Genomic DNA, 12,881 nt, shown 5'->3' with positions numbered 1-12,881 from the left:
TGATACCTGTGGTGATATGAGACTTTCGTCCTCTTTGAAGCTGCGCCATCTTGAAGTCTTCGTTGAAGTCGCCCGCAAGCTGAGCGTCACCCAGGCGGCTGAGGCGCTGGGCATGACCCAGCCCGCTGTTACCCGGGCGCTGCGCGAGCTGGAGGCGGTCTGCGGCAAGCCGCTGGTGGAAAAACATGGCCGCGGCATCCGGCTCAGCAGCTATGGAGAGCTGTTCCGGGATCATGCGGGGCGCAGCCTGGCGCTGGCGCGTGACGGGGTGGCGCTGCTGCAGGGCCTGGGGGAGGCGGAGGGGCCGCAGGTCTACATCGGGGCGCTGCCTACAGTGGCAGCGGATCTGGTGCCCGACACGCTGGCGCAGCTGCGTGCAGGCAGGGCACCGGGGCGGTTCCTGGTGATGTCCGGCGGCAATCAGTATCTGATTGACCAGCTGCGCCGCGGCAGCCTGGATGTGGTGGTCGGCCGGCTGCCCGCGCCGGAAACGATGGCCGGGGTGGAATTCGACCCCTTGTACCGTGAGCGCGTCGCGGTGGTGGTCGCAGCAGGCCACCCGCTGGCCGGGGCTGCCCATCTGCCGCCGGCGGTGTTTGAGGATTATCCGGTGCTGATACCGTCGGAAGGGTCTATCATCCGCCCTCTGGTCGAGCGGATGTTTCTGGAGCAGGGGCTGGCGTTGCCGCGCTTTCCGGTCGAGACGGTCTCATCTTCCTTTGGGCGCCGCTTCGTGCTGGCGCATCAGGCGGTCTGGATCATTAGTCACGGCGTGGTGCGGCCGGATCTGCAGGCGGGCACCATGGCTGCGCTGCCGGTGAACACGGACAGCACCTTGGGCCCGGTTGGCCTGTGCACCCGCCGCGATCACCGGCTGACCGCCGCTGCACAGCGGTTTTGCGCCGCGCTGCGCAGCCATTGCGCCGCTCTGGGACTGGTTTAGCGCCGCTGCTGGCCGGACTGGCAGGACTGCGGCAATGCAGGAGTTTGCGTTGCTGCGGCCATGCCGTATAATTCACCAAATAGAATATTTGCATTTGATGCAGGCAGACTGAAGCGGGAGGAAAGGCGATGGCCTTAAGCAGACGGAATTTCGGCCTGGGGGCTGCGGCGGGGCTGGCTGCGGCGGCGGCACCGGGATGGGCGCTGGCCCGGATCGAGCTGGGGGCCAAGAAGATTGAAACGCTGTCGGACGGCCACCTGACCCTGCCGCCGGAATTCATCTTTGGCGGGCTTGACCCGGAGGCGCTGCAACCGCTGCTGCACCGCTACGGGATCGGGGCGGGGCCGCTGATGCCAGAGGTCAATGTCACCCTGCTCAGGGACGAGGGCCGGGTGGTTCTGTTTGACGCAGGTTCCGGGCCGGGGTTTCAGGACAGCGCGGGCAAGCTGCCAGGGGCGCTGGAGGCCATCGGGGTCGCCCCGGAGGACGTAACCCACGTGGTCTTTACCCATTGCCACCCGGATCATCTGTGGGGGGTGCTGGACGATTTCGATGAACTGCTGTTCCCCGAGGCGGCCTTTCTGATGGGGCAGGATGAATGGGATTACTGGTACGATCCGGACACGGCCGCCAGCATCGGCAGCAGCCGCGCTGCCATGGCCGCCGGGGCGCGCCGCCGGATGGAGGCGCTGGAGGACAGGGTGCAGCTGTTCGCCGATGGGGCGGAAATCCTGCCCGGCGTTGCCGCCCGCGCCACCCCCGGCCACACGCCGGGGCATATGGCCTTTGAAGTCCGCGGCGGCAGTGAAAGCGTCCTGATCCTGGGCGACGCGGTTGGCAATCACCATGTCAGCTTTGCAGAACCCTCCTGGCCGGTCGGCTCTGACCAGGATCCGCAAACGGCGGCCGCGACGCGCCTGCGCCTGCTGGATCTGCTGGCCGCGGAGCAGATGCGGCTGATTGGCTATCACTTGCCGGGCGGCGGCATCGGGCGGGCAGAACGGTCCGGCAGCGGCTACCGCTTCGTTGCCGGGGAGTAGGGCAGGGCTGTTTCGAGCACCGCCTCAGGCCTGCAGCCGCCAGATCTCCTCTTGCTCTGTGCCGCTGGCACTATGTCCGGGGGCCGCCGCTTGAGTGCGGAAGGCGCCGATGGCGCCAGCCATAGCCTGAGCTTCCTTGGACAGCCCCAGGCTGGAGGAGGTGACCTCCTCGAACAGGGCCGCGTTGCGGGTGGTGGCGTCGTCGAGATTGGCCATTGCGGTGTTGATCTCCTGCAGGCTGCCGGATTGTTCCGAGGATGCCTGGGAAATGGACTTCATAAGGTCGGCCGCGCTGGTGACAGAGGCAGAAATGTCGCTGATCGCCGCGCGGGTCTGCTCGACCAGATCGGCGCCAAGCTCGACATTCTGGCCCGCTTCCTCCACCAAAGCGGCGATTTCCGTGGCGGCTTCCTTGGACCGGTGCGCCAGCGTCCGCACCTCCGAGGCGACCACGGCAAACCCCTTGCCGACATTGCCTGCCCGGGCCGCCTCGACGCCGGCGTTCAGCGCCAGCAGGTTGGTCTGCTGGGCAATTGCCTCGATCATGCCGATGATTCGGGAAATCTTCTCGGAGCTTTCCTTGATCGCCTCCATCGCGCCGTAGGTCCGTTTGACCACCTCAATGCTCTCATTGGCGTTCTGGCGTGCCGCCTCGACCGAGGCGGAGGCCTCGCCCGAGGCCTGGGCGGTGCCGGCGATTGAGACCGAAAGCTGGTTCACCGCCGCCGCGGTTCCGGCCAGGGTTTGGGCAGTGTGCTCCGAACGTTCGGAGAGGTTGCGGGACGCCGAGGAAATTTCGGTGCTGCCGCCGGCAATCGACTGGCCGCTGGCGCTGAGACTGCTCACCGAGGCCTCCAGCTTCTCCAGCGCTGCGTTGAAATCGTCGCGCAGCTTGGCATAGCCTTCGCCCATTTCGGTGCGGATGCGGTAGGTCAGGTCGCCCTGCGACAGCCGTTCCAGACCGCTGCCGATGGCCGTAACCGCGGCGGTCTGCTCGGCCAGGCGCGCATCGCGCTCCGCTTCGGCTGCGGCCTCCACTTCGGCCTTTTGCACCAGCCCGTCGCGGAATACCGACAGCGCCGTGGCGATGCGGTAAATTTCATCGCTGGAGCGCTCGTAACCGGTCACCGGGCGCAGATTTCCGGCGGCCAGCCGCTCAGTTGTGCCGCTGATATCGGCCAGCGGGCGCAGGATCAGAATCCGGGTCAGAACCAGCGCCGCCAGAAACACCGCCGCCGCCACAGCCGCCAGGATCTGCAGCTGCCGCTGTGCTGCGGTCACGTCGCTGGCGAGCCCGTCCGCGATTGAGGCGATTTCCAGCTGGCTTTCGGCCCCGAGGGCGGTCGCCTTGCCAGCAAATTCCAGCACGGCGTCCACGGTGGCCTGCGATGCCGTAGCAGCTTCGGCCGCAGCCTCCAGCGCCGCGGCCTTGAACACCGGCAGGCCTTGCGAGGGATCGGCAAGCGCGATCATCCCTTCCAGTTCCTGAGCAAACACCCCGTCATTGAACCCGCTGTAGCCCGCCAGCGCAGCGGCGGCGTCCTGCAGCGGTCCGGCAGCGGCCCGGGCGGCGGAAATCTCATGCGCTGCGGCCATGTCCAGCGCCGCAACCTGAAAGGCGCTGATCCAGCCGTTGATTTCCAGAAGCTGCTGCAGCACGCCGACCTGGTTGTCCAGCAGGCCCTGGATGGCGGTGCGGTTGTCTGCACTGGCCTGGGTTGCTGCGACCGACAGGGTGAATACCATCCGCTCCATCGCCTGCGTCAGCGGGCGCACGCTGGCGTTGCGGGCGGCCAGCACCTCCTTGCGGCTGTCCTTCAGCTCCTTGCGGCTGGCCGTCAGCGTATAGCGGAACAGCTCCACCGACTCGCGGACCTTTTGCACCCGGCCGGCGTCCAGTCCCAGCTCTTCGAGCCGGCCCAGCACAGGCTCCAGCCGTTTCAGCGCGTCTTTGGCCATTTTCTTGAGCGCCCCTTTGGTCGGGACGTCGCGCACATGCCCCAGTGCCAGCGCCGCGCCGGACAGGATGCTGATGTCCGCGCGTGCTTCCAGCAGCGTTTGCAGTCCGCCGAATTGCTGCTCCACCAGATCGTTCAGAACCTCGTCGACCTGGATGATGGTCTCTTCGCCGCCGTCCATCAGGCTGTTGCGGGCTTCGGAGGCGACCATGACAAGCTTGTCCTGCACCGCCTGGCTGAGGGTCTGCAGGCGGGCGGTCCGGGTGTCGATTGCAACCTGGTTGGCGAAGGCGCCTTTGCGCGCGGCAATCAGGTTATTGAGCCGTTCAGCAGCGGCAGCGGCCTCCGGTGCGAATTGGGCCTGCTCCCCGGCGGGCAGCCCGGCGACCGTGCTGTTCAGATGCGCGATGGCGGCGGCGGCCTTTTCCTCGGCCTGGGCCAGATCCTCAACCGATCCGGCCTGCAGAACGCCGATCATCGTGTTTTTGGCTTGGCCTGCGGCATTTACCAGGCGGCTGCTCAGCTCCAGCTGCGGGACCTTCTCTTGCGTCAGAACCTGCATTTGACGGCCGGTCTGCGTGAACACCAGGGTGACCAGGATGCCGCCCACGGCGCAGGCAGCGCCCATCGTCATCAGGATCAGCGTGATCTTGGCGCCAATACTGGAAAACAGCCGGAAACGGCGCCGCGCCGGAACGTCTTTTTCAATAGTCATCGTCTCACCCAATGCATCCGCCCGCTTCTATCTGAACCCGGGCCAGTCATGGGGCACCCCGCTGGCGCGCGGGACTGGTCAGGGATTGCAGGTGCAAGTCCGCCCGCCTGCTTCTTTGTGCTAGAAGGCCAGAAAGACTCTAAAGAAAGCATGAGCAGGCGCGGGAAAGTCCGTTGTATTTTACCGGCCGGCAGCGGCGCGGCGGTCCCGGAGCAGATGACCGCAAGCGTCTTGGGGCTGCGCCTAGGCCGGGTCCGAGAGCCGCCACACAGCATGCAACGGCAGGTTAGCGGCATCCGCCACCGGACGGTACCCGGCCAGCGGATCGAACACATGGCGGATCCGGCCGCCCTCGCGGCAGGTGGTAAGCAGAACCGGGCGGCCGTTGACCTGCTCACTGGACACCGAGACCGGTAAGGTGCCGGTGAGCCAGCCGCCATAGCTGACGGTGCCGTTGCGGCTGCGGATGACAATTTCGAAATAGTCCAGCACCGCCATGCGGAATATCAGGTCCGGGGCCCCTTCCGGGCTGCCGCCAAGATGCCCCACTGTCAGTTCTGCGCCGATCAGATTGCTGACCGAGTAGCCCCAGCGGTGCATGAAGCCGTCCACAATGTCGAGAATCTCCTGTGTCCGTTCCTCGGGCCGGACCGCCGGCCCGAAGCCCGAGAAGCGCCGTTCAAATTCCAGATGTTCGCTCACGCCCTCTCCCTGCGCCGCCCTTTGCGGGTCATTGCCGGCCCGGCCAGCCGCCGGGTTCTACCGGATGCTAACACGTTTATCCTGGCCTTTCGGCAAAAGATGCGGGCCAGATGCGCATTTCCCAGCGTCACCCGGCAGCCGGGGCTTGGCGGCGCCCGGTCAGGGTTACTCCGGCACCCCGGCCTGCCGCAGGGCAGAGGCCCATTCCGGTCCCGCAGGGCTCATCGCGGCGGGGTTGTCACGCTGGAATTGCGACAGGCAGAACTTCGGCGCTGCCTCCAGCAGCTTCTGCACCGTGCTCCGGGCCTCGTCGCCCCGTCCGGACATCTGCAAGGCAATCGCCTTGGAGCGCAGCGGCACCGGGAAGGCGCCCTTGGCGTCCAGCGAGCGGTCGGCCAGTTCGATCGCGCGGCCGTAATTGCGGGCCGACAAATGTGCCAGGGCCGAAATCGCGTCAAAATAATAGCACTGCGGTCCCAAGGGGGTCAGCTGCCGCGCCGCATCTGTCATTTGCACCGCCGCGTCCGGCATATCCTGGTACGCCAGCGTCGCCCCTTTGAGCAGCAGCGCCAAGGCTTCGTTCGGGTTGTCGCGCAGTGCCAGGTCATAAGCGTCCTGCGCCAGGTCGAACCGGAAGGTCAGGTGGCTGGAGATGAGCCCCTTGAGGGTGTGGGCCAGTGAGAACGCGGGCGCCGCGTCAATGGCCGCGTCCGCCATCCTGCTGGCAAGACGGCTGTCCTCCTCCCGGTTCGGCGACAACCCCTTTTCCACCCGCATCACATGCCAGAATCCCATCCAGGTCAGCGGCAGCGCATGGTTCGGCTCCCGCTCCAGCAGATGGGACAGGATTTCATGCGCGCGCTGGAATTTGCCCGCGTCCATTTCCTGCATCAGTGAGATCGCCGCCATCAGCAGCACATGGCTTTCCAGCGCCTTCAGCGGCTTGAACCCGGCCAGCCGGACCGCCTCGCCCGCGGCGGTCTGGCCGATCTGCAGCGTTGCGTTGCGCAGGACGGAGCTGCGTCCCTCCATCAGGCTGCTCTTGCTGCCGTCAAAGCTGCGCGACCAGATCACCTTCTCGCGGACCGCATCATGCAGGTCTATTTCGGCGCGGAACCGGCCGCCGTCGCTGGTGACCGTTCCCGAAATCAGGTAGTCGACCCCCGCAACCGAGGACACCTCGGCCGGGCGCACCTTTTCCGGGTCAAACTGGCGTGAGGCGAGGTAGGACGTCACCGAGAAAGCCCAGCTGCGCGACAGGTGCCGCGACAGCTCTTCGGACATCAGCGATCCAAGCGGCGCATCCGCGGCCCCCGGTGACCGGTGAACAAAGGGCAGAACCGCAATCGACGGCAGCAATCTGTCCAGGATCACCCGCCCCGGAGCGGCACCAGCCTGCGGCACCGGGTGCGCGGAACTGCGGGAAAACTCCGCCCGGGTGTCCGACAGCCAGCTATTGAAGACGGATTCATGAGGCAGCTCAAAACCTTCCATGAATTCCGAACTGCCGGCGCAGCTGTCCAGCTCCACCCGGGTCAGGTCCAGAATGACCCGTTCGCGGTTGGCAAACAGCAGCTTGGCCGCCTCCGGCCCCAGGTGCCGCCGCAGCGTCGACAGCGCCGTGCGCAGGCTGGCCTTGGCCTGCTCCGGCTGTGCCAGGCACCACAGTGTCTTCTCCAGAAACGCCCGCGTCCGTATCCCTCCGTCGGCCGTGGACAGCAGCGACATCAGCGCCTGGTGCTTGGCCCCCAGCTGTACGTTTTCCCCTTGCGCATCAAAGACGCCAAAAGCTCCAAACCGGCAAATCTTGAGAAAGACAGTCATCCGTCAACCCCACTGAACGATTGTTGCATCTAATATTAAATCACCATCATATTGCATTGCCTTAATTTGTTTTGCAATTACTGATTGTAAAATATTGAGGGGGGAGGTTCAGCACGTTGCATCAGCAGCAAGCCTGCGTGCGTTCCGGCATCATAAGTGACCTTGCGTCACTCTTCAACAGGACACTGTTCAGGCTGTTCAGGCCGCCTTGCTGCAGCCTCGCAAGGCGGTTTGCCGCTGTCTGAAGTTTGGCGGCGGCTACGCACGGTATGCGTGCAATTTCTGCTTCAGCGCGTAATTCCGGGCCGGATCGTGCGGATGCAAACCCCGCGACCTGATCGCAGCGCGGCAGAAACGGCGGAGGAGTTGGCGGGGCAGAAGGGCAGTGTGAATTCTCCCTCGCCAAGGGCGCGGCCATGGCCAAGTCCCGCACTCTCAGCAGCGAAACCGTCTTTCAGGCAAAGGGGGAGGAAATCAACTGTGCTGTCGGCCAGAACATCTGATCGAAGGGTCGGCGGCGGATAACGAGTGCGATGACTGGGATCACTGGGCGAACGATGTGGACTTTCGCTTGCTCTAACCTGTGGCGATGGTCTCCAGCAGCCCGCTGGGGGCCTCCCGACCCACCCGAGACACACGTTCTGAAGCCGCTAACAGCACGCCAAAACACTGGGGCCGAAACCGGGGGCCTTTTCGGGGCTAACGGGTGCACCGGGTGCTTGTTTTCTTGTGTGAGAAGCCGATGGCTGGGGTGGTAGGATGCCATGCTAAGTCCATGTTATTACACAATTAAAAGGTAAAATACTGAGGATATGTGGTCAAGTGGAAAAGAACGTATCCCAGTTTGTATCCACGCTGCAGTCTGAGGATGCAGTGCCCGGTTGAGCAAATGCGTTGCAGGAATCCGGACCCCATGACTGCCCGGCGCGCATGGGGCAGAAACAGGCTTTCTCGGGCCTTCAGATTTCACTGTCTCAGGCATGGATCATTTTGCAGTGCCTTGAGGACGCGCCACACTCGGTACCTGAGCAGACTATGAGCTTTCTTTGCTGCCGCGACGGTTTTCTGCGGCTTGATGCGGTGCCCCAGATTCTGGGCCCAAAATTTCCTCTGCAGTCGAGAGCATTCTGACAAGTGTTTGGCGGAGCCGATCGAGCTCAAAAGAAATGCATGCTTCGTTTCTGCCGCACAAGGCCAATACAGTTAACGCGACCTCATTTGAGTGCCTCATGAGCTCGATCAAGTGCTCGCCCGTTGGGCAGTTTGCTCCGGCCAACCAGTTCTTCGCGGTTCTCTCAGATGCCCCTGTCCAATTCATGGAAGCCTTGATCGCCCGGTGAGATCCCCCAAGTTCGCGCTTTAGTGCAGCCGAGATCTCCAGTCGGTAGTCTAATTTGTTCATTTGCCCTTGTCCTGATCTGAAAAAACATTGCCCATCTTCGGAAACACTTTTCCGAGGTCCCGCGTTTAAGCTTTGGCACGCAGGAATCGCGGCCATTCCCAACTGATTTGGATTTTGACGAAGGGAGGTGATTGGCTCTTGAGTCGGCGCGATGATCATGAAGAGAGCCCTGGGGCTCCAAAATCCCAGCGTGCGATCCGCGGAGCGCAATACGTGCGCATGTCTACAGAACACCAGCGCTACTCTACTGAGAACCAGTCTGACGCCATTGCGCAATACGCCCGGCGGCGAGGCATCGACATCGTTCGGACCTATTCGGATGAAGGAAAGAGCGGTCTTCGAATTCAAGGGCGCGACGGGCTGAAGCAGCTTCTCGAAGACATTCAGTCCGGGAACGCCGATTTCAAGGTTGTTCTTGTCTACGACATCAGCCGCTGGGGGCGGTTTCAGGATGCCGACGAAAGTGCTTATTACGAATACATCTGCAAGCGTGCGGGCATATCAGTCGTCTATTGTGCCGAGCAATTTGAGAATGATGGCAGTCCGGTATCGACGATTGTCAAAGGCGTCAAACGTGCGATGGCCGGTGAATACAGCCGCGAGCTTTCCCAGAAGGTATTCGCCGGGCAATGCCGCCTGATTGAACGCGGGTTCCGGCAGGGCGGGCCGCCGGGTTTCGGTCTGAGGCGTATGTTGATCGATGAGGGAGGTCAGCCCAAAGGTATTCTTGAACGAGGCCAGCATAAGAGTATTCAAACCGACCGGGTGATCCTTGTGCCAGGGCCTGACGAAGAAATTGCCATCGTAGTAGAGATATTTCGATCATTTGTCGAGGAACGCAAATCTGAAACAGAAATCTCGGAGAAGCTGAACTCCCGTGGAATACTGACCGATCTGGGACGAGCTTGGACCCGAGGTACTGTGCACCAGCTTCTGATCAACGAGAAATACATCGGGAACAATGTCTGGAACCGAAGCTCTTTCAAGTTGAAGAAGTATCGGGTGCAAAACGACCCGGATACTTGGGTCAGAGCGGAGGGTGTCTTCGAAGCAATTGTCGATCCGGAGCTCTTTTCCGCGGCTGGTGCCATCATTGGCGCGAGATCAGCAAGGCTGACTGACGATGAGATGCTGGCCGGCCTTCGGGATATCCTTCAATCCCAGGGGTATTTGTCAGGCCTGATCATCGACGAAGCGGACGCGCTTCCGTCAAGCGGTTCTTACCGCACCCGATTCGGGAGCTTAATTCGCGCATACAAGCTTGTTGGTTTCCAACCGGATCGCGACTATCGGTATATTGAGATCAATCGTCGCCTGCGTGAGCTGCACCCTGGTGTTGTGGCGGAAACTATAGCAGGAATTGAAGCAGCAGGCGGGTTTGTAGAACAGGATCCAAGTACGGATCTCCTGACCATTAACAATGAGTTTACCGCTTCACTGGTCATTGTCCGGTGTCATCAGACAAGCGCAGGTTCCCTCCGCTGGAACATCCGTTTCGACACGAGGTTGAAGCCCGACATTACTGTTGCTGTTCGTATGGACAGGCCGAACCAGAGTCCGCTCGATTATTACCTGCTTCCAGGCATCGACATGACACTACCGCGCCTTCGGCTTGCAGAGAACAACGGGTTATCGCTTGATGCTTATTGTTTCGGCACGCTGTCTCCCCTGTTCGAAATGGCGATTCAGGTACCACTTCCGGAGGCTGCCTGATGATTGAGGAAGCTCACACAGCTGCGGAAATGGTGCCAATTGATCGAATTACGGTCATCAATCCTCGCGTTCGAAACCGTAATGCCTTTGCTGCGCTGGTCGACAGCATTGCTGTACTGGGCCTGAAACGGCCCATCACGGTAGCAAGAAGAGACAGCGATGCTGGCCCGCATTATGATTTGGTTTGCGGCCAGGGACGGCTGGAAGCCTTCCAAGAGCTTGGGCAAACAGAAATCCCCGCGATCGTGATTTCCGCCAGCGGTGAAGATTGTCTTGTCATGAGTCTTGTTGAGAATGTAGCCCGCCGGCAGCACAGAGCTCTGGATCTGCTCCGCGACATTAAAGGTTTGAAAGATAGGGGCTATTCAGACGTCGAGATCGCGCAAAAGACTAATCTGACGATGAAATATGTGCGCGGTGTGCTGCGGCTTTTGGAAAGCGGTGAACACAGGCTTCTACGGGCGGTTGAAAGTAGCAAAATTCCGGTAAGTGTAGCTGTCGACATCGCCGACGCCGACGATACAAAAGTACAAGACATCCTGCGCCAGGCCTATGAGAGCAACCTTCTCCGGGGGAGCAGGCTCTTGGCCGCAAAGCGCTTGGTGGAGGCTCGCCAGAAGCATGGCAAGGGGCAGCCCGGCACGGATAAACGGCCAAGACGGCCGCTATCTGTCGAAAGCCTGCTGCGCACATACCAAAACGACGTGGAGAAGAAGCAGGTGCTGCTTCGAAAGGCGACGGCAACCCGCAACGAATTGATGTTCATCACGGAAGCTTTGCGGACTTTGCTGAACGATGAAAATTTCGTGACATTGCTTCGCGCGGAAAGCCTGGCGACAATTCCGAAGAAGCTGACTGACAGGCTTGCGTCCCGCACAGGGGAAATACAATGAAGGGTTCAAAGCAAAAGAAACAGATTACTCTGGCGTTTGAAAAGGAATTTGTCCGTGTGCCGCTGAGACGCATCTATCCACTTTACGTCGTCCAGAAAGGGACAAAGGAGACGGTCAAGTATCGTCAGGTTGCTGCATCCGTTGAGGAAATCGGTCTGGTCGAGCCACTTGTCGTCACTGCGGACAAGTCTGACCCAGGGAATTACATGCTTCTCGATGGGCACTTGCGCCATGCAATCCTGCAAGACCTGGGTAAGCGTGATGCTCTTTGCCAAATCTCCACTGATGACGAAGCTTATACCTACAACAAGCGCATCAGCCGGCTTGCGATCATTCAGGAACACAAAATGATCCTGATGGCATTGAAGCGTGGCGTACCAGAGGAGAGATTAGCGCGCGCCTTGAATATCAACATCAAAACGCTCCAGGAGAAGAGGCGCCTGTTGGATGGGATCTGTCCAGAAGCGGCCGAATTGCTGAAGGACAAGCAGGTCACGCTGACGGGGTTTCGTGTTCTCAAGAAGATGAAGCCGCTGCGCCAGATCGAAGCTGCGGAGCTGATGGTAACCATGAACAAGTTCACCGTGAACTATGCGAAGTCGCTGCTGGCTGCGACGCCTGAAAGCCAGCTTGTCAATCCGGAGAAACCCAAGGCTGCAAAGGGGGTTTCCCGCCAGCAACTTGAGCTTATGGAACGCGAGTCTGCAAATCTGGAGCGGGAGCTGCGATTGGTCGAAGATACCTACGGATCCGATCATCTCGATCTGGTTCTGGCGCGGGGGTATGTTTCCAAGCTCATCAAAAACCCACGGATCGTACGATACATAGAAATGCACCATACCGAGTTTCTGCCCGAATTTGAAAAGGTTACGGAGACGGAAGCACTGACTTTGTGATCCAAGTGGTTCCCGTCAATTGGGATGGGATCACGACTGGGGACCCGGACCCGAAAAAGCGCGGGGACCGCAGGAGACGCCGCACGGTGGGGCGGATCAAGTGCGGCTGTGGGGATGGCGGCGATCCCGTGCGGAGCCCACAAAGCCGGGATTTTACATCCGGCAGAAGTGTGAATGTTGCTCACATGTAGTGGTTCAGATGTGATCTGACAGTTGGCCGTTTTTCCGGCGGCGTCTGTCAGGCCAAGTTCAGTTCACGAACTTTTCCTTCCAGATCTGCTTGCCTTCAATCATGGTCTGGAACGGCGTTCTGCCGCAACACATTTTGCCCTGATGAGTGCGTTGGTGGTTGTAGTTATGCAGCCATTCGTCGAGGTCCGTTTGCAGCGCACCGATGCTGTCGTAGAGCTTTTTGCGGAACGCGACCTGATAGAACTCCTGCAAAATGGTCTTGTGGAACCGCTCGCAGATGCCGTTGGTCTGGGGCGATTTCACCTTGGTCTTGGTGTGGTCGATGTCATTGATGGCCAGGAAGAGCTGGTAGTCGTGCTTGTCGGCCCGGCCGCAGTATTCCGTGCCCCGGTCCGTCATGATCCGCAGCACCGGCAGGTCGTGTTCATCGTGGAATGGCAGGACGCGATCATTCAGCAGATCAGCGGCAGTGATCGGGGTTTTGGTCGTATAGAGCTTGGCATGGGCGACCTTGCAATAGGTGTCGACATAGGTCTGCTGGTAGACCCGCCCGACGCCCTTCAGCGTGCCGACATAGAACGTATCCTGTGACCCCAGATAACC

The 12,881-nt window shown here is 61.0% G+C and carries 9 protein-coding genes; 5 read left to right on the top strand and 4 right to left on the bottom strand.

The window, feature by feature from the left end:
• Window positions 1-16 precede the first annotated feature (16 nt).
• Both pcaQ and PHA8399_RS19200 read left to right on the top strand, forming a co-directional pair.
• A complete protein-coding gene (gene pcaQ, locus PHA8399_RS19205) occupies window positions 17-943 on the top strand; it encodes a pca operon transcription factor PcaQ (RefSeq protein WP_058287719.1) in 927 nt (308 codons plus the stop codon).
• 128 nt (window positions 944-1,071) lie between these two features.
• Window positions 1,072-1,983 carry an MBL fold metallo-hydrolase gene (locus PHA8399_RS19200; RefSeq protein WP_058287718.1) on the top strand — a complete coding sequence of 304 codons (912 nt, stop codon included), beginning with the start codon at window positions 1,072-1,074 and terminating at the stop codon, window positions 1,981-1,983.
• A gap of 24 nt (window positions 1,984-2,007) precedes the next feature.
• Here PHA8399_RS19200 and PHA8399_RS19195 read toward each other — a convergent pair whose 3' ends face one another.
• The 3 genes from PHA8399_RS19195 to PHA8399_RS19185 form a co-directional block, all read right to left on the bottom strand.
• The gene (locus PHA8399_RS19195; protein WP_058287717.1) at window positions 2,008-4,656 is read right to left on the bottom strand and encodes a methyl-accepting chemotaxis protein; all 2,649 of its coding nucleotides are present in this window, start codon (window positions 4,654-4,656) and stop codon (window positions 2,008-2,010) included.
• Window positions 4,657-4,899: 243 nt separating this feature from the next.
• Entirely contained in the window at window positions 4,900-5,358 is a 459-nt protein-coding gene (locus PHA8399_RS19190) for a hypothetical protein (protein WP_058287716.1), read from the bottom strand.
• Window positions 5,359-5,523: 165 nt separating this feature from the next.
• Window positions 5,524-7,182: a transcriptional regulator gene (locus tag PHA8399_RS19185; protein WP_058287715.1), complete on the bottom strand. Its 1,659-nt coding sequence runs from the start codon at window positions 7,180-7,182 to the stop codon at window positions 5,524-5,526.
• Window positions 7,183-8,803: 1,621 nt separating this feature from the next.
• Between PHA8399_RS19185 and PHA8399_RS19175 the strand changes: the two genes are divergently transcribed.
• Genes PHA8399_RS19175 through PHA8399_RS19165 form a run of 3 tightly spaced genes read left to right on the top strand, consistent with a single transcriptional unit; the run spans window position 8,804 to window position 12,086 of the window.
• Window positions 8,804-10,297: a recombinase family protein gene (locus tag PHA8399_RS19175; RefSeq protein ID WP_058287713.1), complete on the top strand. Its 1,494-nt coding sequence runs from the start codon at window positions 8,804-8,806 to the stop codon at window positions 10,295-10,297.
• The gene (locus PHA8399_RS19170) at window positions 10,297-11,190 is read left to right on the top strand and encodes a plasmid partitioning protein RepB C-terminal domain-containing protein (protein ID WP_058287712.1); all 894 of its coding nucleotides are present in this window, start codon (window positions 10,297-10,299) and stop codon (window positions 11,188-11,190) included. Before PHA8399_RS19175 ends, PHA8399_RS19170 begins: the two co-directional genes overlap by 1 nt.
• Window positions 11,187-12,086 carry a plasmid partitioning protein RepB C-terminal domain-containing protein gene (locus PHA8399_RS19165; RefSeq protein WP_058287711.1) on the top strand — a complete coding sequence of 300 codons (900 nt, stop codon included), beginning with the start codon at window positions 11,187-11,189 and terminating at the stop codon, window positions 12,084-12,086. The genes PHA8399_RS19170 and PHA8399_RS19165 overlap by 4 nt, the downstream gene beginning before the upstream one ends.
• A gap of 249 nt (window positions 12,087-12,335) precedes the next feature.
• On the opposite strand, the gene PHA8399_RS19160 is transcribed toward PHA8399_RS19165, so the two are convergent.
• On the bottom strand, window positions 12,336-12,881 hold a 546-nt coding region (locus tag PHA8399_RS19160; protein WP_145977075.1), incomplete at its 5' end, for an integrase core domain-containing protein.

It is taken from the genome of Leisingera aquaemixtae (assembly GCF_001458395.1).
Classification (GTDB): Bacteria; Pseudomonadota; Alphaproteobacteria; order Rhodobacterales; family Rhodobacteraceae; genus Leisingera; species Leisingera aquaemixtae.
This window is presented reverse-complemented; position numbering and strand designations above follow the sequence as displayed.

Coding starts and splice junctions, on each gene's coding strand:
- PHA8399_RS19170 (WP_058287712.1), top strand. CDS start 10,297: ATGATTGAGGAAGCTCACACAGCTGCGGAAATGGTGCCAATTGATCGA.
- PHA8399_RS19165 (WP_058287711.1), top strand. CDS start 11,187: ATGAAGGGTTCAAAGCAAAAGAAACAGATTACTCTGGCGTTTGAAAAG.
- pcaQ (WP_058287719.1), top strand. CDS start 17: ATGAGACTTTCGTCCTCTTTGAAGCTGCGCCATCTTGAAGTCTTCGTT.
- PHA8399_RS19185 (WP_058287715.1), bottom strand. CDS start 7,182: ATGACTGTCTTTCTCAAGATTTGCCGGTTTGGAGCTTTTGGCGTCTTT.
- PHA8399_RS19200 (WP_058287718.1), top strand. CDS start 1,072: ATGGCCTTAAGCAGACGGAATTTCGGCCTGGGGGCTGCGGCGGGGCTG.
- PHA8399_RS19195 (WP_058287717.1), bottom strand. CDS start 4,656: ATGACTATTGAAAAAGACGTTCCGGCGCGGCGCCGTTTCCGGCTGTTT.
- PHA8399_RS19175 (WP_058287713.1), top strand. CDS start 8,804: ATGTCTACAGAACACCAGCGCTACTCTACTGAGAACCAGTCTGACGCC.